This window comes from Ruegeria sp. AI3, from assembly GCF_056541245.1.
Genome location: NZ_JBQFYA010000018.1, coordinates 57321 through 73134, shown reverse-complemented (window position 1 = coordinate 73134; position 15814 = coordinate 57321). Strand labels below are relative to the sequence as shown.

At 58.6% G+C, this 15814-nt stretch carries 17 protein-coding genes; 11 read left to right on the top strand and 6 right to left on the bottom strand.

Going from position 1 to position 15814, the window contains the following annotated elements; translation table 11 throughout:
* Positions 1 to 254 precede the first annotated feature (254 nt).
* From ACRZ95_RS21245 to ACRZ95_RS21235, 3 genes are all read left to right on the top strand, one after another.
* Positions 255 to 1409, top strand: coding sequence for a phosphoserine transaminase (locus ACRZ95_RS21245; protein WP_170680941.1), 1155 nt, complete (start codon positions 255 to 257; stop codon positions 1407 to 1409).
* A 57-nt stretch (positions 1410 to 1466) separates the two neighbouring features.
* The gene (serA, locus tag ACRZ95_RS21240; RefSeq protein ID WP_170482243.1) at positions 1467 to 3062 is read left to right on the top strand and encodes a phosphoglycerate dehydrogenase; all 1596 of its coding nucleotides are present in this window, start codon (positions 1467 to 1469) and stop codon (positions 3060 to 3062) included.
* Positions 3063 to 3183: 121 nt separating this feature from the next.
* Positions 3184 to 3909, top strand: a complete 726-nt coding sequence (locus ACRZ95_RS21235; protein ID WP_170680943.1) for a metallophosphoesterase family protein — start codon at positions 3184 to 3186, stop codon at positions 3907 to 3909.
* Here the strand turns inward: ACRZ95_RS21235 and ACRZ95_RS21230 are convergent.
* On the bottom strand, positions 3896 to 5413 hold the full coding sequence (locus ACRZ95_RS21230) for a malonate--CoA ligase (RefSeq protein WP_170680945.1): 1518 nt from the start codon (positions 5411 to 5413) through the stop codon (positions 3896 to 3898). The two genes, ACRZ95_RS21235 and ACRZ95_RS21230, sit on opposite strands and share 14 nt — an antisense overlap.
* Positions 5414 to 5557: 144 nt before the next feature.
* Between ACRZ95_RS21230 and serB the strand changes: the two genes are divergently transcribed.
* Positions 5558 to 6433, top strand: coding sequence for a phosphoserine phosphatase SerB (serB, locus tag ACRZ95_RS21225; protein WP_170680947.1), 876 nt, complete (start codon positions 5558 to 5560; stop codon positions 6431 to 6433).
* Here the strand turns inward: serB and ACRZ95_RS21220 are convergent.
* Both ACRZ95_RS21220 and ACRZ95_RS21215 read right to left on the bottom strand, forming a co-directional pair.
* A complete protein-coding gene (locus ACRZ95_RS21220; protein ID WP_170680949.1) occupies positions 6430 to 8733 on the bottom strand; it encodes a caspase family protein in 2304 nt (767 codons plus the stop codon). The genes serB and ACRZ95_RS21220 overlap by 4 nt on opposite strands.
* Positions 8734 to 8750: 17 nt before the next feature.
* Entirely contained in the window at positions 8751 to 9068 is a 318-nt protein-coding gene (locus ACRZ95_RS21215) for a hypothetical protein (protein WP_170680951.1), read from the bottom strand.
* 184 nt (positions 9069 to 9252) lie between these two features.
* On the opposite strand from ACRZ95_RS21215, the gene ACRZ95_RS21210 reads away from it, so the two are divergent.
* The 3 genes from ACRZ95_RS21210 to ACRZ95_RS21200 are packed head-to-tail and all read left to right on the top strand — an operon-like array spanning position 9253 to position 10341.
* The gene (locus tag ACRZ95_RS21210; RefSeq protein ID WP_170680953.1) at positions 9253 to 9582 is read left to right on the top strand and encodes a metalloregulator ArsR/SmtB family transcription factor; all 330 of its coding nucleotides are present in this window, start codon (positions 9253 to 9255) and stop codon (positions 9580 to 9582) included.
* On the top strand, positions 9570 to 9998 hold the full coding sequence (locus ACRZ95_RS21205; RefSeq protein ID WP_480555528.1) for an SRPBCC family protein: 429 nt from the start codon (positions 9570 to 9572) through the stop codon (positions 9996 to 9998). The genes ACRZ95_RS21210 and ACRZ95_RS21205 overlap by 13 nt, the downstream gene beginning before the upstream one ends.
* A 22-nt stretch (positions 9999 to 10020) precedes the next feature.
* Positions 10021 to 10341 (top strand): YciI family protein, encoded by a 321-nt coding sequence (locus ACRZ95_RS21200; protein ID WP_170637813.1) that lies wholly within the window; start codon positions 10021 to 10023, stop codon positions 10339 to 10341.
* Between the two features lie 5 nt (positions 10342 to 10346).
* On the opposite strand, the gene ACRZ95_RS21195 is transcribed toward ACRZ95_RS21200, so the two are convergent.
* Positions 10347 to 11345, bottom strand: coding sequence for an asparaginase (locus ACRZ95_RS21195; protein ID WP_170637815.1), 999 nt, complete (start codon positions 11343 to 11345; stop codon positions 10347 to 10349).
* Positions 11346 to 11526: 181 nt separating this feature from the next.
* On the opposite strand from ACRZ95_RS21195, the gene ACRZ95_RS21190 reads away from it, so the two are divergent.
* The 4 genes from ACRZ95_RS21190 (at position 11527) to ACRZ95_RS21175 (ending at position 14507) form a co-directional block, all read left to right on the top strand.
* On the top strand, positions 11527 to 12060 hold the full coding sequence (locus ACRZ95_RS21190; protein WP_170376002.1) for an invasion associated locus B family protein: 534 nt from the start codon (positions 11527 to 11529) through the stop codon (positions 12058 to 12060).
* 147 nt (positions 12061 to 12207) lie between these two features.
* Positions 12208 to 12375: a hypothetical protein gene (locus ACRZ95_RS21185; protein ID WP_170376001.1), complete on the top strand. Its 168-nt coding sequence runs from the start codon at positions 12208 to 12210 to the stop codon at positions 12373 to 12375.
* 117 nt (positions 12376 to 12492) lie between these two features.
* The gene (gene rlmN, locus ACRZ95_RS21180) at positions 12493 to 13683 is read left to right on the top strand and encodes a dual-specificity RNA methyltransferase RlmN (RefSeq protein ID WP_170680957.1); all 1191 of its coding nucleotides are present in this window, start codon (positions 12493 to 12495) and stop codon (positions 13681 to 13683) included.
* A 200-nt stretch (positions 13684 to 13883) separates the two neighbouring features.
* Positions 13884 to 14507, top strand: a complete 624-nt coding sequence (locus tag ACRZ95_RS21175) for a cytochrome P460 family protein (RefSeq protein ID WP_170680959.1) — start codon at positions 13884 to 13886, stop codon at positions 14505 to 14507.
* A 2-nt stretch (positions 14508 to 14509) separates the two neighbouring features.
* Here the strand turns inward: ACRZ95_RS21175 and ACRZ95_RS21170 are convergent, their stop codons facing one another.
* Together ACRZ95_RS21170 and ACRZ95_RS21165 are read right to left on the bottom strand one after the other, a co-directional pair.
* Entirely contained in the window at positions 14510 to 14848 is a 339-nt protein-coding gene (locus ACRZ95_RS21170) for a hypothetical protein (protein WP_170375995.1), read from the bottom strand.
* Entirely contained in the window at positions 14845 to 15765 is a 921-nt protein-coding gene (locus ACRZ95_RS21165; RefSeq protein WP_170662969.1) for a J domain-containing protein, read from the bottom strand. The genes ACRZ95_RS21170 and ACRZ95_RS21165 overlap by 4 nt, the downstream gene beginning before the upstream one ends.
* Positions 15766 to 15814 lie beyond the last annotated feature (49 nt).

Here is a 15814-nt window from a genome sequence, read left to right as displayed (position 1 = left end):
ACCGAAACCTCGTCTGCACATGCCCACCAATGGAAGCATACGAAGAAGCCGCAGAATAAAACTACAAACCCCCGCCGAAAAATCGGCGGGGTTTTCGCTTATCGGAAACCTGCGTTCTGATTTGTACGCCTCAGGCATGTCGTTTTCTGTCGCAATAGCGTCTTTTCCGCTTGCTGCATCTGCAAAGCCCCCATAGCTCTGTCCGTGGGACACCCCTCCCCAACGAGGGGCGTGTATCTGGAAGGGTAATACAGATGACAAAAGAACAACCGGTCACGCGGCCGGCGAATCCGCGTTTTTCCTCAGGCCCCTGTGCCAAACCCCCCACATTTGATCTGTCCAAATTGGCTGATGCCGCGCTGGGTCGTTCGCACCGCGCGGCCGTTGGCAAGGACAAGCTGAAAGCGGCCATCGAAGGCACGCGTGAGGTGTTGGGCATTCCAGCGGACTACAAGATCGGTATTGTTCCCGCGTCGGACACCGGCGCGGTTGAGATGGCGCTTTGGTCGCTGCTGGGTGAGCGCAAGGTTGAGATGCTGGCGTGGGAGAGCTTCGGCGCGGGCTGGGTGACTGACGTGGTCAAGCAGCTGAAGATCGACGCTGAGGTAAAGACCGCAGATTACGGGCGGATCGTCGATCTTGCTTCGGTCGATTTTGCCAATGACGTGGTGTTTACGTGGAACGGCACAACCTCGGGCGTTCGGGTGCCCAATGGCGACTGGATCGCCGATGACCGTCGGGGTCTGACGATCTGTGATGCGACCTCGGCCGCGTTTGCGATGGACCTGCCCTGGGACAAGCTGGATGTGACCACCTTCAGCTGGCAGAAAGTGCTGGGCGGAGAAGCGGCCCACGGGATGCTGATCCTTTCGCCCCATGCCGTTGAGAGATTGGAGAGCTACACGCCCGCATGGCCGCTTCCCAAGATTTTCCGCCTGACCAAAGGTGGCAAATTAATCGACAGTATCTTTACCGGGGCTACGATCAACACGCCCTCGATGCTAGCGGTTGAGGATTACCTGTTTGCGCTGGATTGGGCGCGCTCAGTTGGTGGGTTGCAGGGGCTGATCGCCCGTGCTGATGCCAATGCCGGTGCGGTTCACGCCTTCTGCGACCAAAACGATTGGATCGCCAATCTGGCCGAAGATGCGGCGACGCAATCGAACACCTCGGTCTGCCTGAAATTCACGGATGGGCGCATTCAGGACGGTGCAGCATTCGCGAAAGCCGTGGCCAAACGGCTTGAGGCCGAGAATATCGCCTTGGACATCGGCGCCTATCGTGACGCGCCTGCAGGCCTGCGGATCTGGTGCGGTGGCACGGTTGAGACCTCGGATATCGAAGCGATGCTGCCTTGGCTGGCTTGGGCCTTCGAGGCCGAGATCGCGGCACAGTCTGAGGCTGCCTGACTTTTCACCGGGCCGCCCCAGGCCCGGACCTTCCATACAATTCAAGGACCAGAGAATATGGCCCCCAAAGTACTCGTATCTGACAAGCTCAGCGAAACCGCCGTGCAAATCTTCCGCGATCGCGGCATCGACGTGGATTTCATGCCCGATCTGGGCAAGGACAAAGACAAACTGGCCGAGGTGATCGGTCAGTATGACGGCCTTGCCATTCGTTCGGCCACCAAGGTCACACCGACCATTCTGGAGAAGGCCGACAAACTGAAAGTGATCGGTCGTGCCGGGATCGGGACCGACAATATCGACAAGGATGCGGCCTCGAAAAAGGGTGTGATCGTGATGAACACGCCCTTCGGCAACATGATCACCACCGCCGAGCATGCGATTGCGATGATGTTCGCCGTGGCGCGGCAAATCCCCGAAGCCAGCACCTCGACCCATGCGGGTAAATGGGAAAAGTCCAAGTTCATGGGGATTGAGCTGACCAACAAAACCCTCGGCGTGATCGGGGCGGGCAATATCGGCGGTATCGTGTGTGAGCGCGCGCTTGGCCTGAAGATGAAGGTTGTGGCCTATGACCCCTATCTGGGTGAAGAGAAAGCCGCGCAGATGGGTGTTGAAAAGGTCGAGCTGGACGAGCTGCTGGCCCGCGCTGACTTTATCACTCTGCATGTTCCGCTGACCGATCAGACCCGCAATATCCTGAGCCGAGAAAACCTTGCGAAGACCAAGAAGGGCGTGCGGATCATCAACTGTGCCCGCGGTGGTCTGGTCGACGAAGACGCGCTGGCCGAGGCACTGCAATCGGGCCATGTTGCCGGCGCGGCGTTTGACGTGTTCAGCGAAGAGCCGGCGAAAGAAAACGCTCTGTTCAACCTGCCCAACGTGGTCTGCACGCCTCACCTTGGCGCGGCAACGACCGAGGCGCAGGAGAACGTGGCGCTACAGGTGGCGGAGCAGATCTCGAACTATCTGCTGACCGGTGCGGTGGAAAATGCGTTGAACATGCCCAGCGTCACCGCTGAAGAGGCTAAGGTCATGGGGCCGTGGATCAAACTGGCGGGCCATCTTGGCAGCTTCATCGGCCAGATGACCGATGAGCCGGTGCAGGCGATCAACATTCTCTATGACGGTGTCGCGGCTGAAATGAACCTGGCTGCTCTGAACTGCGCCGTCGTTGCGGGGATCATGAAGAAGTTCAATCCCGAGGTGAACATGGTCTCGGCGCCGGTTGTCGCCAAAGAGCGTGGCATCAAGATCTCGACCACCAATCAGGACAAGTCCGGTGCGTTTGAGGGCTACATCAAGGTCACCGTCGTGACCACCAAGCGCGAACGCTCGATCGGTGGGACAGTGTTCAGCGATGGCAAGCCGCGCTTCATCCAGATCAAAGGCATAAATATCGACGCCGAGATCGGGGCGCATATGCTCTACACCACCAACGAGGATGTGCCGGGCATCATCGGTGCGCTGGGTCAGACCATGGGCGAGAACGACGTCAACATCGCGAACTTTACCCTCGGCCGGTCTGAGGCGGGGGGTGAGGCCATTGCGCTGCTCTATGTGGACGAACCTGTGCCAGCCGAGGCGCGCGCAAAGCTGGCGGAAACGGGCTTGTTCACGCAGATCAAACCGCTGGAGTTCGACGTCGCCTGATTGGCACCCTTTGTCATTTCAGACAATTTGACACCCGCGCCAAGGACCGGCGCGGGTGTTCCTGATTGCGCTATCAACGCTTTAGCCTCTAAACTGCCGTAACAGCAGACGAGACCTTTTCATGACCAAACCGATTTACGCCATTGGCGACCTGCACGGGCAGAGCGCCGAGTTCGACCGACTCCTCTCATTGATCGACCGCGACGGCGGGCCTGAGGCTCAGGTGGTGTTTCTGGGCGACTATACCGACCGGGGACCGGATAGCCGGGGCGTTCTGGACCGCTTGATCGCGGGATGCGCGGCAGGGCGGGACTGGATTACCTTACTAGGAAATCACGACCGCATGTTTGCATGGTTCCTCGAGGATTTCCCCCGCCATGATCCGCATCTTCTGGTCGGTTACCACTGGCTGCATGAGCGTCTGGGCGGGGTCGAAACACTTGCCAGCTATGGTATCGTGTTCGAGGGACAAACCCGGCTTGAGGATCTGCACGCCATGGCGTTGCAGGCCGTGCCCGAGGATCATCGTGCGTTCCTGCGCGGGCTGGTTTTGATGCACCAGACACCCGATCTGGCTTTCGTTCATGCGGGCATCCGCCCCGGTATCGCGCTGGATCAGCAGGACGAAAACGATCTGGTCTGGATTCGGCAGGAGTTTTTGAAACATACCGAGCCCCATCCCAAGTTGATCGTCCATGGCCATACTCCGGTCGACCGGGTGACGTATTGCGGGAACCGTGTGAATCTGGATACCGGCGCGGGGTATGGACGCCCGGCCAGTGTCGTTGTCTTCGAAGGCCGCACCTGTTGGGAGTTGACTGAAAAGGGCCGGGTCAGCCTTGTGTAAAGCTGTCTTTATAGGTCTCGCGCAGGGCGTTCTTTTGCACCTTGCCCATGGTGTTGCGGGGTAGTTCATCCAGAACGATCAGTTTGCGCGGATGTTTGAACCGGGCCAGCTGATCCTGAACGCGCGCCAGAATGGCATCCAGATCAAGCACCTGTCCGGGTTGAGGCACCAGAATGCCCAGCACCGTTTCACCAAAGTCCGGATGCGGCACACCGATGACCGCGCTTTCCAGAACACCGGGTTGGTCATCCAACAACAGCTCGATTTCCTTAGGGTAGATGTTGTAGCCGCCCGAGATGATCAGGTCTTTGCCGCGGCCGACGATATGGACATAGCCATCCTCGTCCACCCGGCCCAGATCGCCGGTGATAAAGAACCCGTCCTCGCGCAGCTCGGCCTCGGTTTTCTCGGGCATCTGCCAATAGCCTTTGAAGACGTTCGGACCGCGTACCTCGATCATGCCGATCTCACCTTGGGGCAGAGGCGCGCCCGTTTCGGGGTCCGTAACCTTCAGCTCGACATCCGGCAGCGGGAACCCGACGGTCCCGGCGCGGCGCTCGCCGTCATAGGGGTTTGAGGTGTTCATGTTGGTTTCGGTCATGCCATAGCGTTCGAGGATACGATGCCCGGTGCGGGCCTCGAACAGCTCATGAGTCTCTGCCAGCAGAGGCGCCGAGCCCGAAATGAACAGCCGCATATGGCGCGTCAGATCGCTGGTAAACCGGTCATCGCCTAGCAGGCGGGTGTAGAAGGTCGGCACCCCCATCATCGAAGTGGCACCCGGCATCAGACGCAGGATGTTGTCCAGATCGAACTCGGGCAGAAAGATCATCGACCCGCCTGAGGCCAGCACCACATTGGTTGCAACGAACAGGCCATGGGTGTGAAAGATCGGCAGCGCATGCAGCAGCACATCGTCCTTGGTGAAGCGCCATTGCTGCACCAGCGTTTCGGCATTGGACAGCAGGTTGGCCTGCGTCAGCATCGCACCTTTCGACCGCCCCGTGGTGCCTGAGGTATAAAGGAACGCGGCCAGATCATCTTCGGACCGTGAAACAGGTTCATACGCAGGCAGCATTCCCAGCGCCCGGCGCATCAGGCTGCCACTGCCATCGGCGTTCAGAGTTGCAATATGGGCGTTCTGCGCTTGGGCAATCGGGCTCAGGCCAGCCTCGTTCGCGATATCGCAGACTACCAGCTTTGCGCCGCTGTTTTCGATGAAATACTGCAGCTCAGTGGTCGTATAGGCGGTGTTGAGCGGCAAGAAGATAAGCCCGGTCTGCGCGCATGCTGCGTAGAGGGCAAGCGCCTCGGGCGATTTTTCGACCTGAACGGCGACGCGGTCTCCGGGCTCCAGCTCCAGCCCCGTCAGCGCGTTGGCCAGCCGCGCGGCCATGTCGAGAAAGGCGGCGTGGCTCAGAACCTGACCGTCGGGCAGATGCAGGAACGGAGTGGTTTTCCCGGCGTGAATGCCAAACAGACGATCATAAAGCGGGTTGGCCATTCAGTGTTCCTTTCCGTGCGTCGCGGGCTGAATCTGGCGGGGAAAACCGGGACCGTAAAGCCCCGTTTGCCAGATATTTCCAACCAACTCTGGCGAAAATGCTGCACCTGCGATATGCGCTATGCAGATTGCCGGAGACCTGCCATGTACGTTGCCACCTTGCTCACAAATCCCGCCACGCCCTCGCTTGAGGTCCCGATGGTGGACGCGTTGCGAAATGCGTGGGGCGGGGGTGAGGTCACGTGGCTCAACCCCGGTGAGGCGGCCGAGTTCACGCTGCCCGAGATGCCAGACAATCGCTGGGATGTCTGGACCGATCTGCAAGAGATGGGCGTTGATCTGGTCGTTCAGGCGTCCGAAGGGCGGCGCAAGAAAATGCTGCTGGCGGATATGGACAGCACCATGATCCAGCAGGAATGCATTGATGAGCTGGCGGATGAGGCGGGCGTGGGTGAGCGCGTCAAGGACATCACCGCTCGCGCGATGAATGGTGAGCTGGATTTCGAAGGCGCGCTGATCGAACGGGTTGGCTTGTTGAAAGGGCTGGACGAGGCGGTCATTGACCACGTTCTGAACACGCGGATCACCCTCATGCCCGGCGGGCGCGAGTTGGTGGCGACCATGCGCGCGGCTGGCGGCTATGCGGCCTTGGTCTCGGGTGGGTTCACGGCGTTCACAGCCCGTGTGGCCGCGCAGTTGGGGTTTGATGAGAACCGGGCGAACACGCTTTTGACCGAGAATGGGCAGCTGACGGGTGATGTGCAGCGCCCGATCCTCGGGCGGCAGGCCAAGGTGGAGTCACTCGAGCGGATCACCGCAACGCTTGGATTTTCCGAGGGCGACGTGATCGCAGTTGGAGACGGAGCTAACGATCTGGGCATGCTGGGGCGGGCCGGAACCGGCGTTGCACTGCACGCGAAGCCCTCGGTTGCGGCTGAGTGCGACGTGCGGATCAATCACGGAGACCTGACGGCCCTGCTTTACATTCAAGGCTTTAGAAAGGCTGATTTCAGCGTCTAGAACAAGTCAAAGCGCACCGGATTCTGCGCCCAGTACACACGCGCGGCCAGCAACAACCGGGCCTTTGGATCGCCGGCGGCGGCATAGGGAACCGGAACACCGAACTTGGCGCTGATATTCTCGAGCGCAGTCAAAGTCGCCGGGCCGACTTGGCCATCGACGGTGACATTCTCCCCAAGTTCATTCAGCGCCAGTTGCAATGCCCGATCCAGATCCCCGCGCGAGAGTCTGTCCAGCTGCGACTGAGCCTGCGCGGCAGGTTCCTCATTGGGCAGTAACGCTGCTTTGGCCGCCCGCAGTGCCGCATCAGCGGGGCCTTTGCCCGGTACCTGACCGTCCAGAATGATATATGCTCCGTTCGCACCGCCCCAGGCATCACCGCGTTCCAGCGAGGTGTCGTACCAGGCCAAAGCCTCGGTGCGAGGCCGACCTTTCAACTGATCCCGCAGGATCATGCGGGCGATACTGGCCGGAGCAGTTGGATGCCCACCCTGAGCTGCCGCCAGAAAGTAGGATTCGGCTTTGTTGAAATCGACCGGATTGCCGCCCAGCCCATTCAGCGAGACATAGGCCAGATTGTCATATCCATAGATGTCCTGCCGCAGCTCGGACGCCCGCAGATATCGCAACCCACGCTCGGGGATATAGCGTTCCGAGTTTTCACGCAGGAAGTACATGCCCAGTTCATTCATTGAATAGGTATGTCCAAGTTCGACCGAGCGTTCCAACAGCTCAAAGCCGCGGTTTTTCTCTTCGGTCGTTTCACCTTTGCGCAGCAGTTGTTGGCCCAGCCGGTGCATGGCATAGGGGTCTTGCTGGGCGATGGCTTCTTCTAACAGCGCGCGCGCTTTATCCGGGTCATAAGGGGTCTTGGTGACCGCGCGGTCGATGCGCTGTGTATCCAACAAAGTTGCCAGAGCGTATTTGGCGCGAATATGCCCGCCGTCGACAGCGGTCGTGAAACTCTCAAAGGCGCCTGGCACATTTCCTGCGGCTTGTTGCAAACGGCCCAGTTGATACTGGAACCGCGCGTTTTCCGGATAGTCCTCGACCGCTTGCGAACAGGCGGCCAGACCTTTGGTGATATCCAGCTCATTCGGCAGGCGAAACACGCCAACGCCATTAAGATCCAGCGCATCCCCCGCTTCGAGATCGCAGGCATTCATCCCTAATTCCAGAGAAACCTCAACCGTCTGTCGCGTCTGATCAGCGGTTACGACCTCGACCGCAAATGTATCGGCAAAATCGCTTTTGGGCAGGTCAACGGCACGTGTGTCCGTGATCTCGGGCGTATAGGTCAGAGATGTTTCGCTTGCGTTGACAGCACCCCGGTCAGGGGTTTCCGTCACCCGTACATCTACGATGTCCCTTCCCAGCGCTTGGCTCAGGCTTTGGGACAATGGGACGGATTTATCAAACTGATAGCTGAGCGATAGGGATTGGGGGGCGCCATCCTGCAGCGCCTCAGGTTCAACCTCGATCTTTTGCTGCGCCAGATAGAACGGGCGCACCAGTGTCGAGCTTTCCCAGGGGATCTGCTGCCCCGATGTTTTGGTGTGAACCCTCTCGCGAATGACGGGAAAGAGCTGTTGGATGTTCTCAAACGGAGAGGATTGGGCGGTTTCCAGAACGGCCGCCGTATACGGGCTGTTGTGGCCGATCTCGCCATCACTGGCCACCGCACCGGGCGAGGTGGAATAGGCCACCAGTGAGTTCAGCGGTGTCTTGAACACGTCGAACCCTTCGCGGGTCTCAAAAAGGTTGGCGTCCAGATCGGCCGCCAATCTGAGGTCTTGAAACGGATTGTCCCTGCACGAGTCCAGAATGGCGACATGGGCCGCGCTGCGGGCGGATAGGGTGTCAATCACACGATCCAGCGTCATCGTTGCCAGCGGCACATCATAGACGCTTTCAAACTTGGCATCCACGGGCAGCAAATAGTTTCGCCGCCCGATCTGAATGCCGTGACCCGCATAGTAGAACAGAACATCTGCGGAATCCGGGATGTTCAGAACCGCTGTGCGGATCAGCTCTTCAAATTCGCGTTTGGTCAGGTCATAGCCGTCGAAGACTTGGAAATCGAAGTCTCGCAGCATATCCGCAATGTCTTCGGCGTCTTTTCTGGCATTGGTCAGGTCACCAACGCTCGTGTAGTCCTGATTGCCGATGACGATCGCAACCCTGCTGTTGGCGCTGGTTGCCGACGAGGACTGCGCGCTGAGGCCGCTGGCGCAAATCGTTAAGATAGACGCAGCTGCTAGTAAATGGCGCCGACCAGTTATAGACCCAAGCTTAAGCATGTGGTGTCGTCTCCGGCTTAACCGCCCCAGCCGCCACCGCCGCCGCCACCGTCTCCACCGCCGCCGCCACCGCCGCCGCCGCCACCACCATCTCCGCCGTCGCGGTCATACGCATTTTGAGGCGCTGTCGATGAAACGGCCGTTGGGGTCACCGCGGGGGCTGCTGCCGCCGTCGTTGCGGGCGCAGGCGCGGGAGTTGTCGCTACGGCCGCCGCAGGGGTTGGTTGAGGGGCGGTTGCAGCAGGGGTTACAGTCTCAGTCTGTGACCAAGGGGATGCACAGCCTGCAACAACAAGGGTACAGGCGATAAACAATGAAGTGGACGCGAAGCGCATCTCAAGCCTCCTAAAATAAAACAACTTATTAAACTCACACATAACACCGTAACTTGTGTCTTTGGAGCAGGTCTATGAACCTTTTCACATATACACGAAAAGAAGGGGCTCGGCCAATTTTCCTGATTGGCGCCGACAAAAAGGTAGGCTTTCCTTTATTTAACAATTGTGTTAAATAAGAATCATGACCGATCTTATTGCAGCCTTTTCCGCACTATCTGACCGCACGCGGTTTGCCATCGTCGAGCAACTGATGGAAGGCGGTGAACTGCCCGCCGGAGACCTGGTCGAAGGCAAAGGTATGTCAGGTGCCGCAATCTCGCGCCACCTGAAGGTGCTGCGAGAGGCCGGATTGGTGCAACAGCGCGTGCTGGGCACCCAGAGGCTGTATTCCGTCCACTCCGAAGGCCTTCGTGCGATTGCCGAGTGGACGATCTCGAAACGGCAGTTCTGGGAAAGCAGTCTGGATCGTTTGGGTGACATCTTGGAAAGGGAAAATTCATGGCCGACCTGAAATTGGAGCGGGACTTTCCCGTCAGCCCAGAAGATCTTTTTGTTTGGGTGACAGATGGCTCGAAACTACTGCATTTGTGGGGGCCGGAAGGCATGCATGTGCCGGATCACAGTCTGGATTTTTCAAGAACCGGCCCATGGTTTTCGGTGATGGAAAACAGCGATGGGCAGCAATTCAAGGTTTCGGGGCATGTCACGCATGTTAATCCACCGAACTCGGTTGGCTTCACTTGGGGTTGGCATGACGACCAGGATCAACGCGGGCAGGAAAGCCATGTGACTTTTTCAATAGTGGCAACCGAAACCGGTGCCCGACTTGTTATCGATCACCGTGAACTCGTGGACGCCGAGGCAGCTGAGAACCACAACACAGGCTGGACATCCTCGCTGCGCAAACTCGAAGCGCAGTGCCAATAGATTTCATTCAGGGAGGACCGAAATGCCCCAATATCTATTTGTTTATCACGGGGGCCACACCCCAACTGACCCCGCAGAGATCGAGGCAACCATGGCCGCGTGGGGCGCATGGTTTCAGAACATGGGCGAGGCTTTGGATATCCCGGGAAACCCGGTAGGCCAATCCTATACCGTCAGCAACGGCGGCGTTGTCGACAATGGCGGGGCTAACCCGGCCTCTGGCTTCACGGTGATCAAAGCCGATAGCATTGATGATGCAACCGAGATGGCCAAAGGCTGCCCGATGGTCATAAACGGATCTGGCTCGGTCGAAGTGGCGGAAATCCACGAAATCGAGATGTAGCTGCCTTAGTTCGGAAAGCCCGGCGCGGGTCGGATCACGCCGCATTCCAGTCCTCGGCGGCTGTATTGCGTGGCATTCATGAATTTGCGCGTGGCCGGGTGATCAGCCTCCAACACCCCGAGGCTGACCAGAATGGCCGCGATGGCGCATTCACTGGCGCGGGTGGTGCCATCGGTGATCTTCAGAGCAACGCCCATGCGTTTATCCGGCAGGATCGCGACAAAGACGGCTTCGGCCCCGGTCTTGATCGCAGCGCGCCCATTCATTGCGCGCATCAACTCTGTGCAGGCGCGGGTTTCGCCCGCGACAAGCTCTGGGTGCTTGATCATCGCGGCGGTCAGTTGCTGCGCCGCATCGCTCGACCGGTCTGACCGATCAGCGGCCGAGGCAAACCACGCCATGGAGCGCGCAAGCCCAACCAGCGAAGTCGCGAAATTCGGGGCCGAGCATCCGTCGATGCCGTACCCGGGGCTAGTCTCGCCGGTTGTTTCCTCGATGGCAGACAAGCAGGCCTGTTGAACAGGGTGGTCGATCTCAAGGTATTCCGGTCCGGCCCCCATATGCTGAGACAGGGTCAGAAACCCGCAGTGTTTCCCCGAGCAATTGTTGTGGATCTGGCACGGCGTATCGTCGGCCAGAATAAGCCGGTCGCGCGCGGCGATGTCGGCGGGCTCTTGCGGGCCGCAGCGCAGATCATGCTCGGTGAGACCCAGATGATCCAGCCAGACTGAGACGCGATCCGTGTGAATGGCGGCCCCGTTATGCGAGGCGCAGGCCAGCGCAAGATGTTCCGAGTTCAGCCCGTATTTGGCCGCAGCGCCAGACGTAACCACAGGCAAAGCCTGGATCATCTTGGCCGAGGAGCGTGGAAAGATCACTGCGTTCGGATCGCCCCAGCTTTGCACGATCTGCCCGGTGTCATCGCAGACCACTGCATGGCCCAGATGCAGGCTTTCCAACAAATCGCCGCGCCACAGTTCTGTCATCGGGATGGGCTGCGTCATCTGGACCTCCGGATTTATGCGCAAAATTCTGCCAATCGCCCTTTCGCCTGTGGCGAAACCTGCGTTAGTGTGTGTATGTCGACAATCATCGGAATGCGCAACGTTTCCAAGACGAACTGGCAGGGTTCGCATGGCTTTCCGATGGGTATGAGGTAGAAGGTCGAGCTAGGAGGCTGGACAAATGGGATCAATGCTTACCCGCGTGCTTGCGGGTCTGTGTGTGGCGGGTATGGCCACAACTGCAATCGCACAGCAGGGGACAAGTACAAACCGCGTCGCGGCAAAAACGGATTGGAGCGTTTTTGTCGAAGATGATCCTACCGAATGCTGGAGCGTTTCGGCCCCCAAGGAAACCGTGAATACGCGGGGCGGACGTGTCGTTTCTGTGCGCCGCAGCGACATCTTGCTGTTTGTCTTCTATCGTCCGAATGCCGAGGTCAAAGGACAAGTGACCTTTACCGGTGGCTACCCTTTTGCGGCCGGTTCCACGGTGAACCTGGTTGTAGACGGGTCTGAATTCGAACTGTTTACCGAGGGCGAGTGGGCCTGGCCGGCGACTGCTCAGGACGATGCCAAGATCGTCACCGCCATGAAGCGCGGGACCGAGGCTGTGCTGACCGCACGCTCGGAACGCGGGACGCAAACAAAGGACACGTTCTCTCTGCTGGGCTTCACCGCCGCGATTGAAGACGCGGAGACGCGCTGCACCAACTGATCTTTCGGGTCGCGATCACAAGCGACCCGTCTATTTTGCAGCTTCTCGCATAATTCTACCAAATATTCAGAAAGCTTGATCCGTATCAAAGCGCGTCCTTTTGGCATCTGAACTAATTTGTTCAGTAATAACAAAGGATGTCTGAATATGTTCGACAAAACTCTGATCACTCTGATGTTGGCTTCTTCACTGGTTCTGGCGGCCTGTGAAAAAGAGCCTGAAACCTACCCGATTACAGGTGAAGAATGCGGGCCTGAAGATCCGGTGAAAACACTGGATGCCGAGGATTGCTTTATCCCGCCTGCAGGGGTCTGATCCGGCGATAAAAGCGCGTAACGGTCAATACGATTCCTTTTGATCTTTGCGCGCAATCCTATATAGAGGCGCATCCCAATCCAGAATCCACCTGAGATACGCCCAGTAGGTACCCAAATGTCGCCCAAAGCGCCGATCACTCAAGACGTCATGACCATCCCCCGCAAACTGCCTGAGGGGAAGGTGAACCTTGTCGGACTGACTCGTGATCAGCTCCGCGCGGCTCTGATCGAACATGGCACGCCGGAAAAGCAGGCCAAGATGCGGACTGGTCAGATCTGGCAGTGGATCTACCAATGGGGCGTGCGTGATTTCGCACTGATGACTAACCTGGCCAAAGCCTATCGCGCGCAACTGGCCGAGAGCTTTGTGATCGAAATTCCCGAAGTGGTCACCCGTCAGGTGTCAGAGGACGGCACACGCAAATACCTGTGTCGTATTGCGGGCGGGCATGAGGTCGAGGTCGTTTATATCCCCGAAGATGATCGCGGCACGCTGTGTATCTCGTCTCAGGTAGGTTGTACGCTGACCTGCTCTTTCTGCCATACCGGCACGCAGAAACTGGTGCGCAACCTGACCGCGGCGGAGATTGTGGGCCAGGTGATGATGGCCCGCGATGATCTTGAGGAATGGCCGACCCCCGGTGCGCCGAAGGATGAGACGCGCCTGCTGTCGAACATCGTTCTGATGGGCATGGGTGAGCCGCTCTACAATTTCGAAAACGTCCGCGACGCGATGAAGATCGCCATGGACCCCGAAGGAATTTCCCTGTCGCGCCGCCGGATCACTCTGTCGACGAGCGGCGTGGTGCCGGAAATCGCGCGTACGGCTGAAGAGATCGGCTGCCTGCTGGCGATCTCCTTCCACGCTACCACGGATGAGACGCGCGACGTTCTGGTGCCGATCAACAAGCGCTGGAACATCGAGGAGTTGTTGCAAGCGCTGGCCAGCTACCCCAATGTCTCGAATTCCGAACGGATCACGTTCGAATACGTGATGCTGGATGGCGTGAACGACAGCGACGAGGACGCGCATCGTCTGATCGACCACATCAAACGTCATAAGATCCCGGCCAAGATCAACCTGATTCCGTTCAACGAATGGCCTGGTGCGCCGTACAAACGCAGCTCGAACAATCGTATCCGGGCCTTTGCGAATATCATCTACCAGGCCGGCTATGCCTCACCCATCCGCAAGACGCGCGGCGAGGATATCATGGCGGCCTGTGGTCAGTTGAAATCGGCAACCGAGCGTGCGCGCAAATCGCGTAAACAGATCGAAGCTGAGGCTGGGTTGAGCGGTAACTAAGCCATTTCTGCCAAGGGTTGCAGCGGTAAACTTAATGTTTCCGGTGCTGATTTTGTCTTCAATATTTGCTATGTGTTAGGGCGTCCGGTCCTGTTTCGGACGCTCGGCTTTCCCTTGAAACGCCGGGGCTTTTTCGCCGCGAGCCTATTTCTTCGCTACGCGCGGCATGTAGGCAAACTGATATTTCAGGTGAGCCCCAAATGATTGAACGACCTCGAAGTAAATTGAAAACCATTGCATTTGCAGTCCTATTTGTACCGCTATCTGCGGCGGGCGCTTTTGCGGAAGACCCTGACGCTCATCTGGCCATCGAAAATCCGGCCGAGCTGAGTAAGGACGAAGCCAACGCGCATTATCGCGCGCTGTCGAAACGCATGGCGCGTGGCTACGCGACCTCGCAACTGGATCTCATTTTGAATTACCAAAGCTGGCCGCTTTTCAATGATGCGCCCTATATCTCGGCCACACATGGGCAGCGGTTCGTGAACAGCTACGCCAATCGCATGGCGCTGAACTACGCGACCCTGCAACCGGGTGAGCTTATGCCCATGGGCTCGGTTCTTGCCAAGGACAGCATGACGGTAACGGATGAGGGCAAGATCTACCCCGGTGCGATGTTCGTGATGGAGAAACTGGCCCAAGGTGCCAATCCCGAGACGGCAGACTGGCGATACATTATGGTGCTGCCCGATGGGTCTTTGTTTGGCGACACTCTGGGCGATCGGTCCGGGGCCGTGGCCTATTGCCATGACTGCCACGTGCAGGTGGCCGACAGGGACTACACCTTCTACGTTCCCGAGGATTACCAGATCAAAGGTGAGTAGACCTATCCGCGACGAAAGCGGGCGGTTCCGATAACCTCAATAAGTTGCTGCCGCACGGGATCGGGTTGCGCCTCGACCGCGTTCAGAACTTCACGCAGTTCAGCGCGTAGCCCGTGCATCTGGTCGATCAGAGAGATCATCATCGACAAAGCATCGGCCTCCATATCGTATTGCTCGTGCAGTTCGCAGGCCAGTTCCAGCCGGGCAACGTCGATGCTGTGGTAGACCACGCCTTGATCTGATTGCTCGGGGATCACGATCTCGGCGGCCAGGTATTCGGTCAGGCGGTCCGAGGTCAGGCGAGTGATGGTTTCGATCAGTTCCTCTTCGGTCAGGGTCATGACGGCATTCCTTTCCGAGGATCATAGTGATGGGCGTCGCGCCATGTTTCCATGAATTGCTTGAGGTCGTCGTCGATCTGGTCGGGCAGGGCGACGGTGAGTTCGATCAGTTGATCCCCCCGCTCGGACGAGCCGCGTTTTTTGACTCCCTTACCCCGCAGGCGCAGGGTTTTGCCGCTGCTGGTGCCGGCCGGGACGGTGACGTTGACGCCACCGTCTATCGTTGGGGCTGGCACTTTGCCGCCCAGAACAGCCTCATCGATGGTGATCGGCAATGTGATGTGGATGTCATCCCCTTGCCGGTCGAACAGCGGATGGTCCGCGACCGAAATCGTGACCAGCGCATCCCCCGGAGGCCCCTCACCATAGCCAGGAGCGCCCTTGCCTCGCAGCCGGATGGTTTGACCCGTGGTGATACCCGCCGGGATTTTAACCTCGATCCGGTTGCCATCGGGCAGGGTAAGCTTTTGGCTGGCCCCAAACACGGCATCCAGAAAGCTGATCTGTAGCGAGTAATTCAGATTGTGACCCGGCGCATGGAATTCCTGCGTGCGCTGGTCGCCAAACCCACCGCGGCCGCGCATGAATTCGGCGAAGATGTCTGACATGTCATCCGGGTCCGCCTGCCGTCCGCGATAGGGGTTTCCGGCGGCCTCGGCATAGTCGCGATAATATTGCTGTTGAGGGCGCTCCTGACCCGAAGCGTCAATCTCGCCATTGTCATAGCGGGCACGGGTTTCAGGGTCTTTCAGCAGATCGTAAGCAGCGGCGGCGGCTTTAAACTTGGCCTCGGCCTCGGCATCACCGGGTTTGAGGTCCGGGTGGCATTCCTTGGCGATGCGCCGATAGGCTTTCTTGATCTCGGCGGCACTGGCGTCTTTGGCGACGCCGAGGACGGAATAGGGATCGTCGCTCATCTCACCTCTCGCGGATGTGGGTCGGTCTGATCTTTATGAATGTGTTTTA

Bases quoted from the DNA above. Each gene is read 5' to 3' on its own strand.
- ACRZ95_RS21215 (WP_170680951.1), bottom strand. From the start codon at position 9,068: ATGCGCTTCGCGTCCACTTCATTGTTTATCGCCTGTACCCTTGTTGTT.
- ACRZ95_RS21205 (WP_480555528.1), top strand. From the start codon at position 9,570: ATGGCCGACCTGAAATTGGAGCGGGACTTTCCCGTCAGCCCAGAAGAT.
- ACRZ95_RS21230 (WP_170680945.1), bottom strand. From the start codon at position 5,413: ATGGCCAACCCGCTTTATGATCGTCTGTTTGGCATTCACGCCGGGAAA.
- rlmN (WP_170680957.1), top strand. From the start codon at position 12,493: ATGTCGCCCAAAGCGCCGATCACTCAAGACGTCATGACCATCCCCCGC.
- ACRZ95_RS21190 (WP_170376002.1), top strand. From the start codon at position 11,527: ATGGGATCAATGCTTACCCGCGTGCTTGCGGGTCTGTGTGTGGCGGGT.
- ACRZ95_RS21170 (WP_170375995.1), bottom strand. From the start codon at position 14,848: ATGACCCTGACCGAAGAGGAACTGATCGAAACCATCACTCGCCTGACC.
- serA (WP_170482243.1), top strand. From the start codon at position 1,467: ATGGCCCCCAAAGTACTCGTATCTGACAAGCTCAGCGAAACCGCCGTG.
- ACRZ95_RS21195 (WP_170637815.1), bottom strand. From the start codon at position 11,345: ATGACGCAGCCCATCCCGATGACAGAACTGTGGCGCGGCGATTTGTTG.
- serB (WP_170680947.1), top strand. From the start codon at position 5,558: ATGTACGTTGCCACCTTGCTCACAAATCCCGCCACGCCCTCGCTTGAG.
- ACRZ95_RS21235 (WP_170680943.1), top strand. From the start codon at position 3,184: ATGACCAAACCGATTTACGCCATTGGCGACCTGCACGGGCAGAGCGCC.
- ACRZ95_RS21245 (WP_170680941.1), top strand. From the start codon at position 255: ATGACAAAAGAACAACCGGTCACGCGGCCGGCGAATCCGCGTTTTTCC.
- ACRZ95_RS21175 (WP_170680959.1), top strand. From the start codon at position 13,884: ATGATTGAACGACCTCGAAGTAAATTGAAAACCATTGCATTTGCAGTC.
- ACRZ95_RS21165 (WP_170662969.1), bottom strand. From the start codon at position 15,765: ATGAGCGACGATCCCTATTCCGTCCTCGGCGTCGCCAAAGACGCCAGT.
- ACRZ95_RS21185 (WP_170376001.1), top strand. From the start codon at position 12,208: ATGTTCGACAAAACTCTGATCACTCTGATGTTGGCTTCTTCACTGGTT.
- ACRZ95_RS21220 (WP_170680949.1), bottom strand. From the start codon at position 8,733: ATGCTTAAGCTTGGGTCTATAACTGGTCGGCGCCATTTACTAGCAGCT.
- ACRZ95_RS21210 (WP_170680953.1), top strand. From the start codon at position 9,253: ATGACCGATCTTATTGCAGCCTTTTCCGCACTATCTGACCGCACGCGG.
- ACRZ95_RS21200 (WP_170637813.1), top strand. From the start codon at position 10,021: ATGCCCCAATATCTATTTGTTTATCACGGGGGCCACACCCCAACTGAC.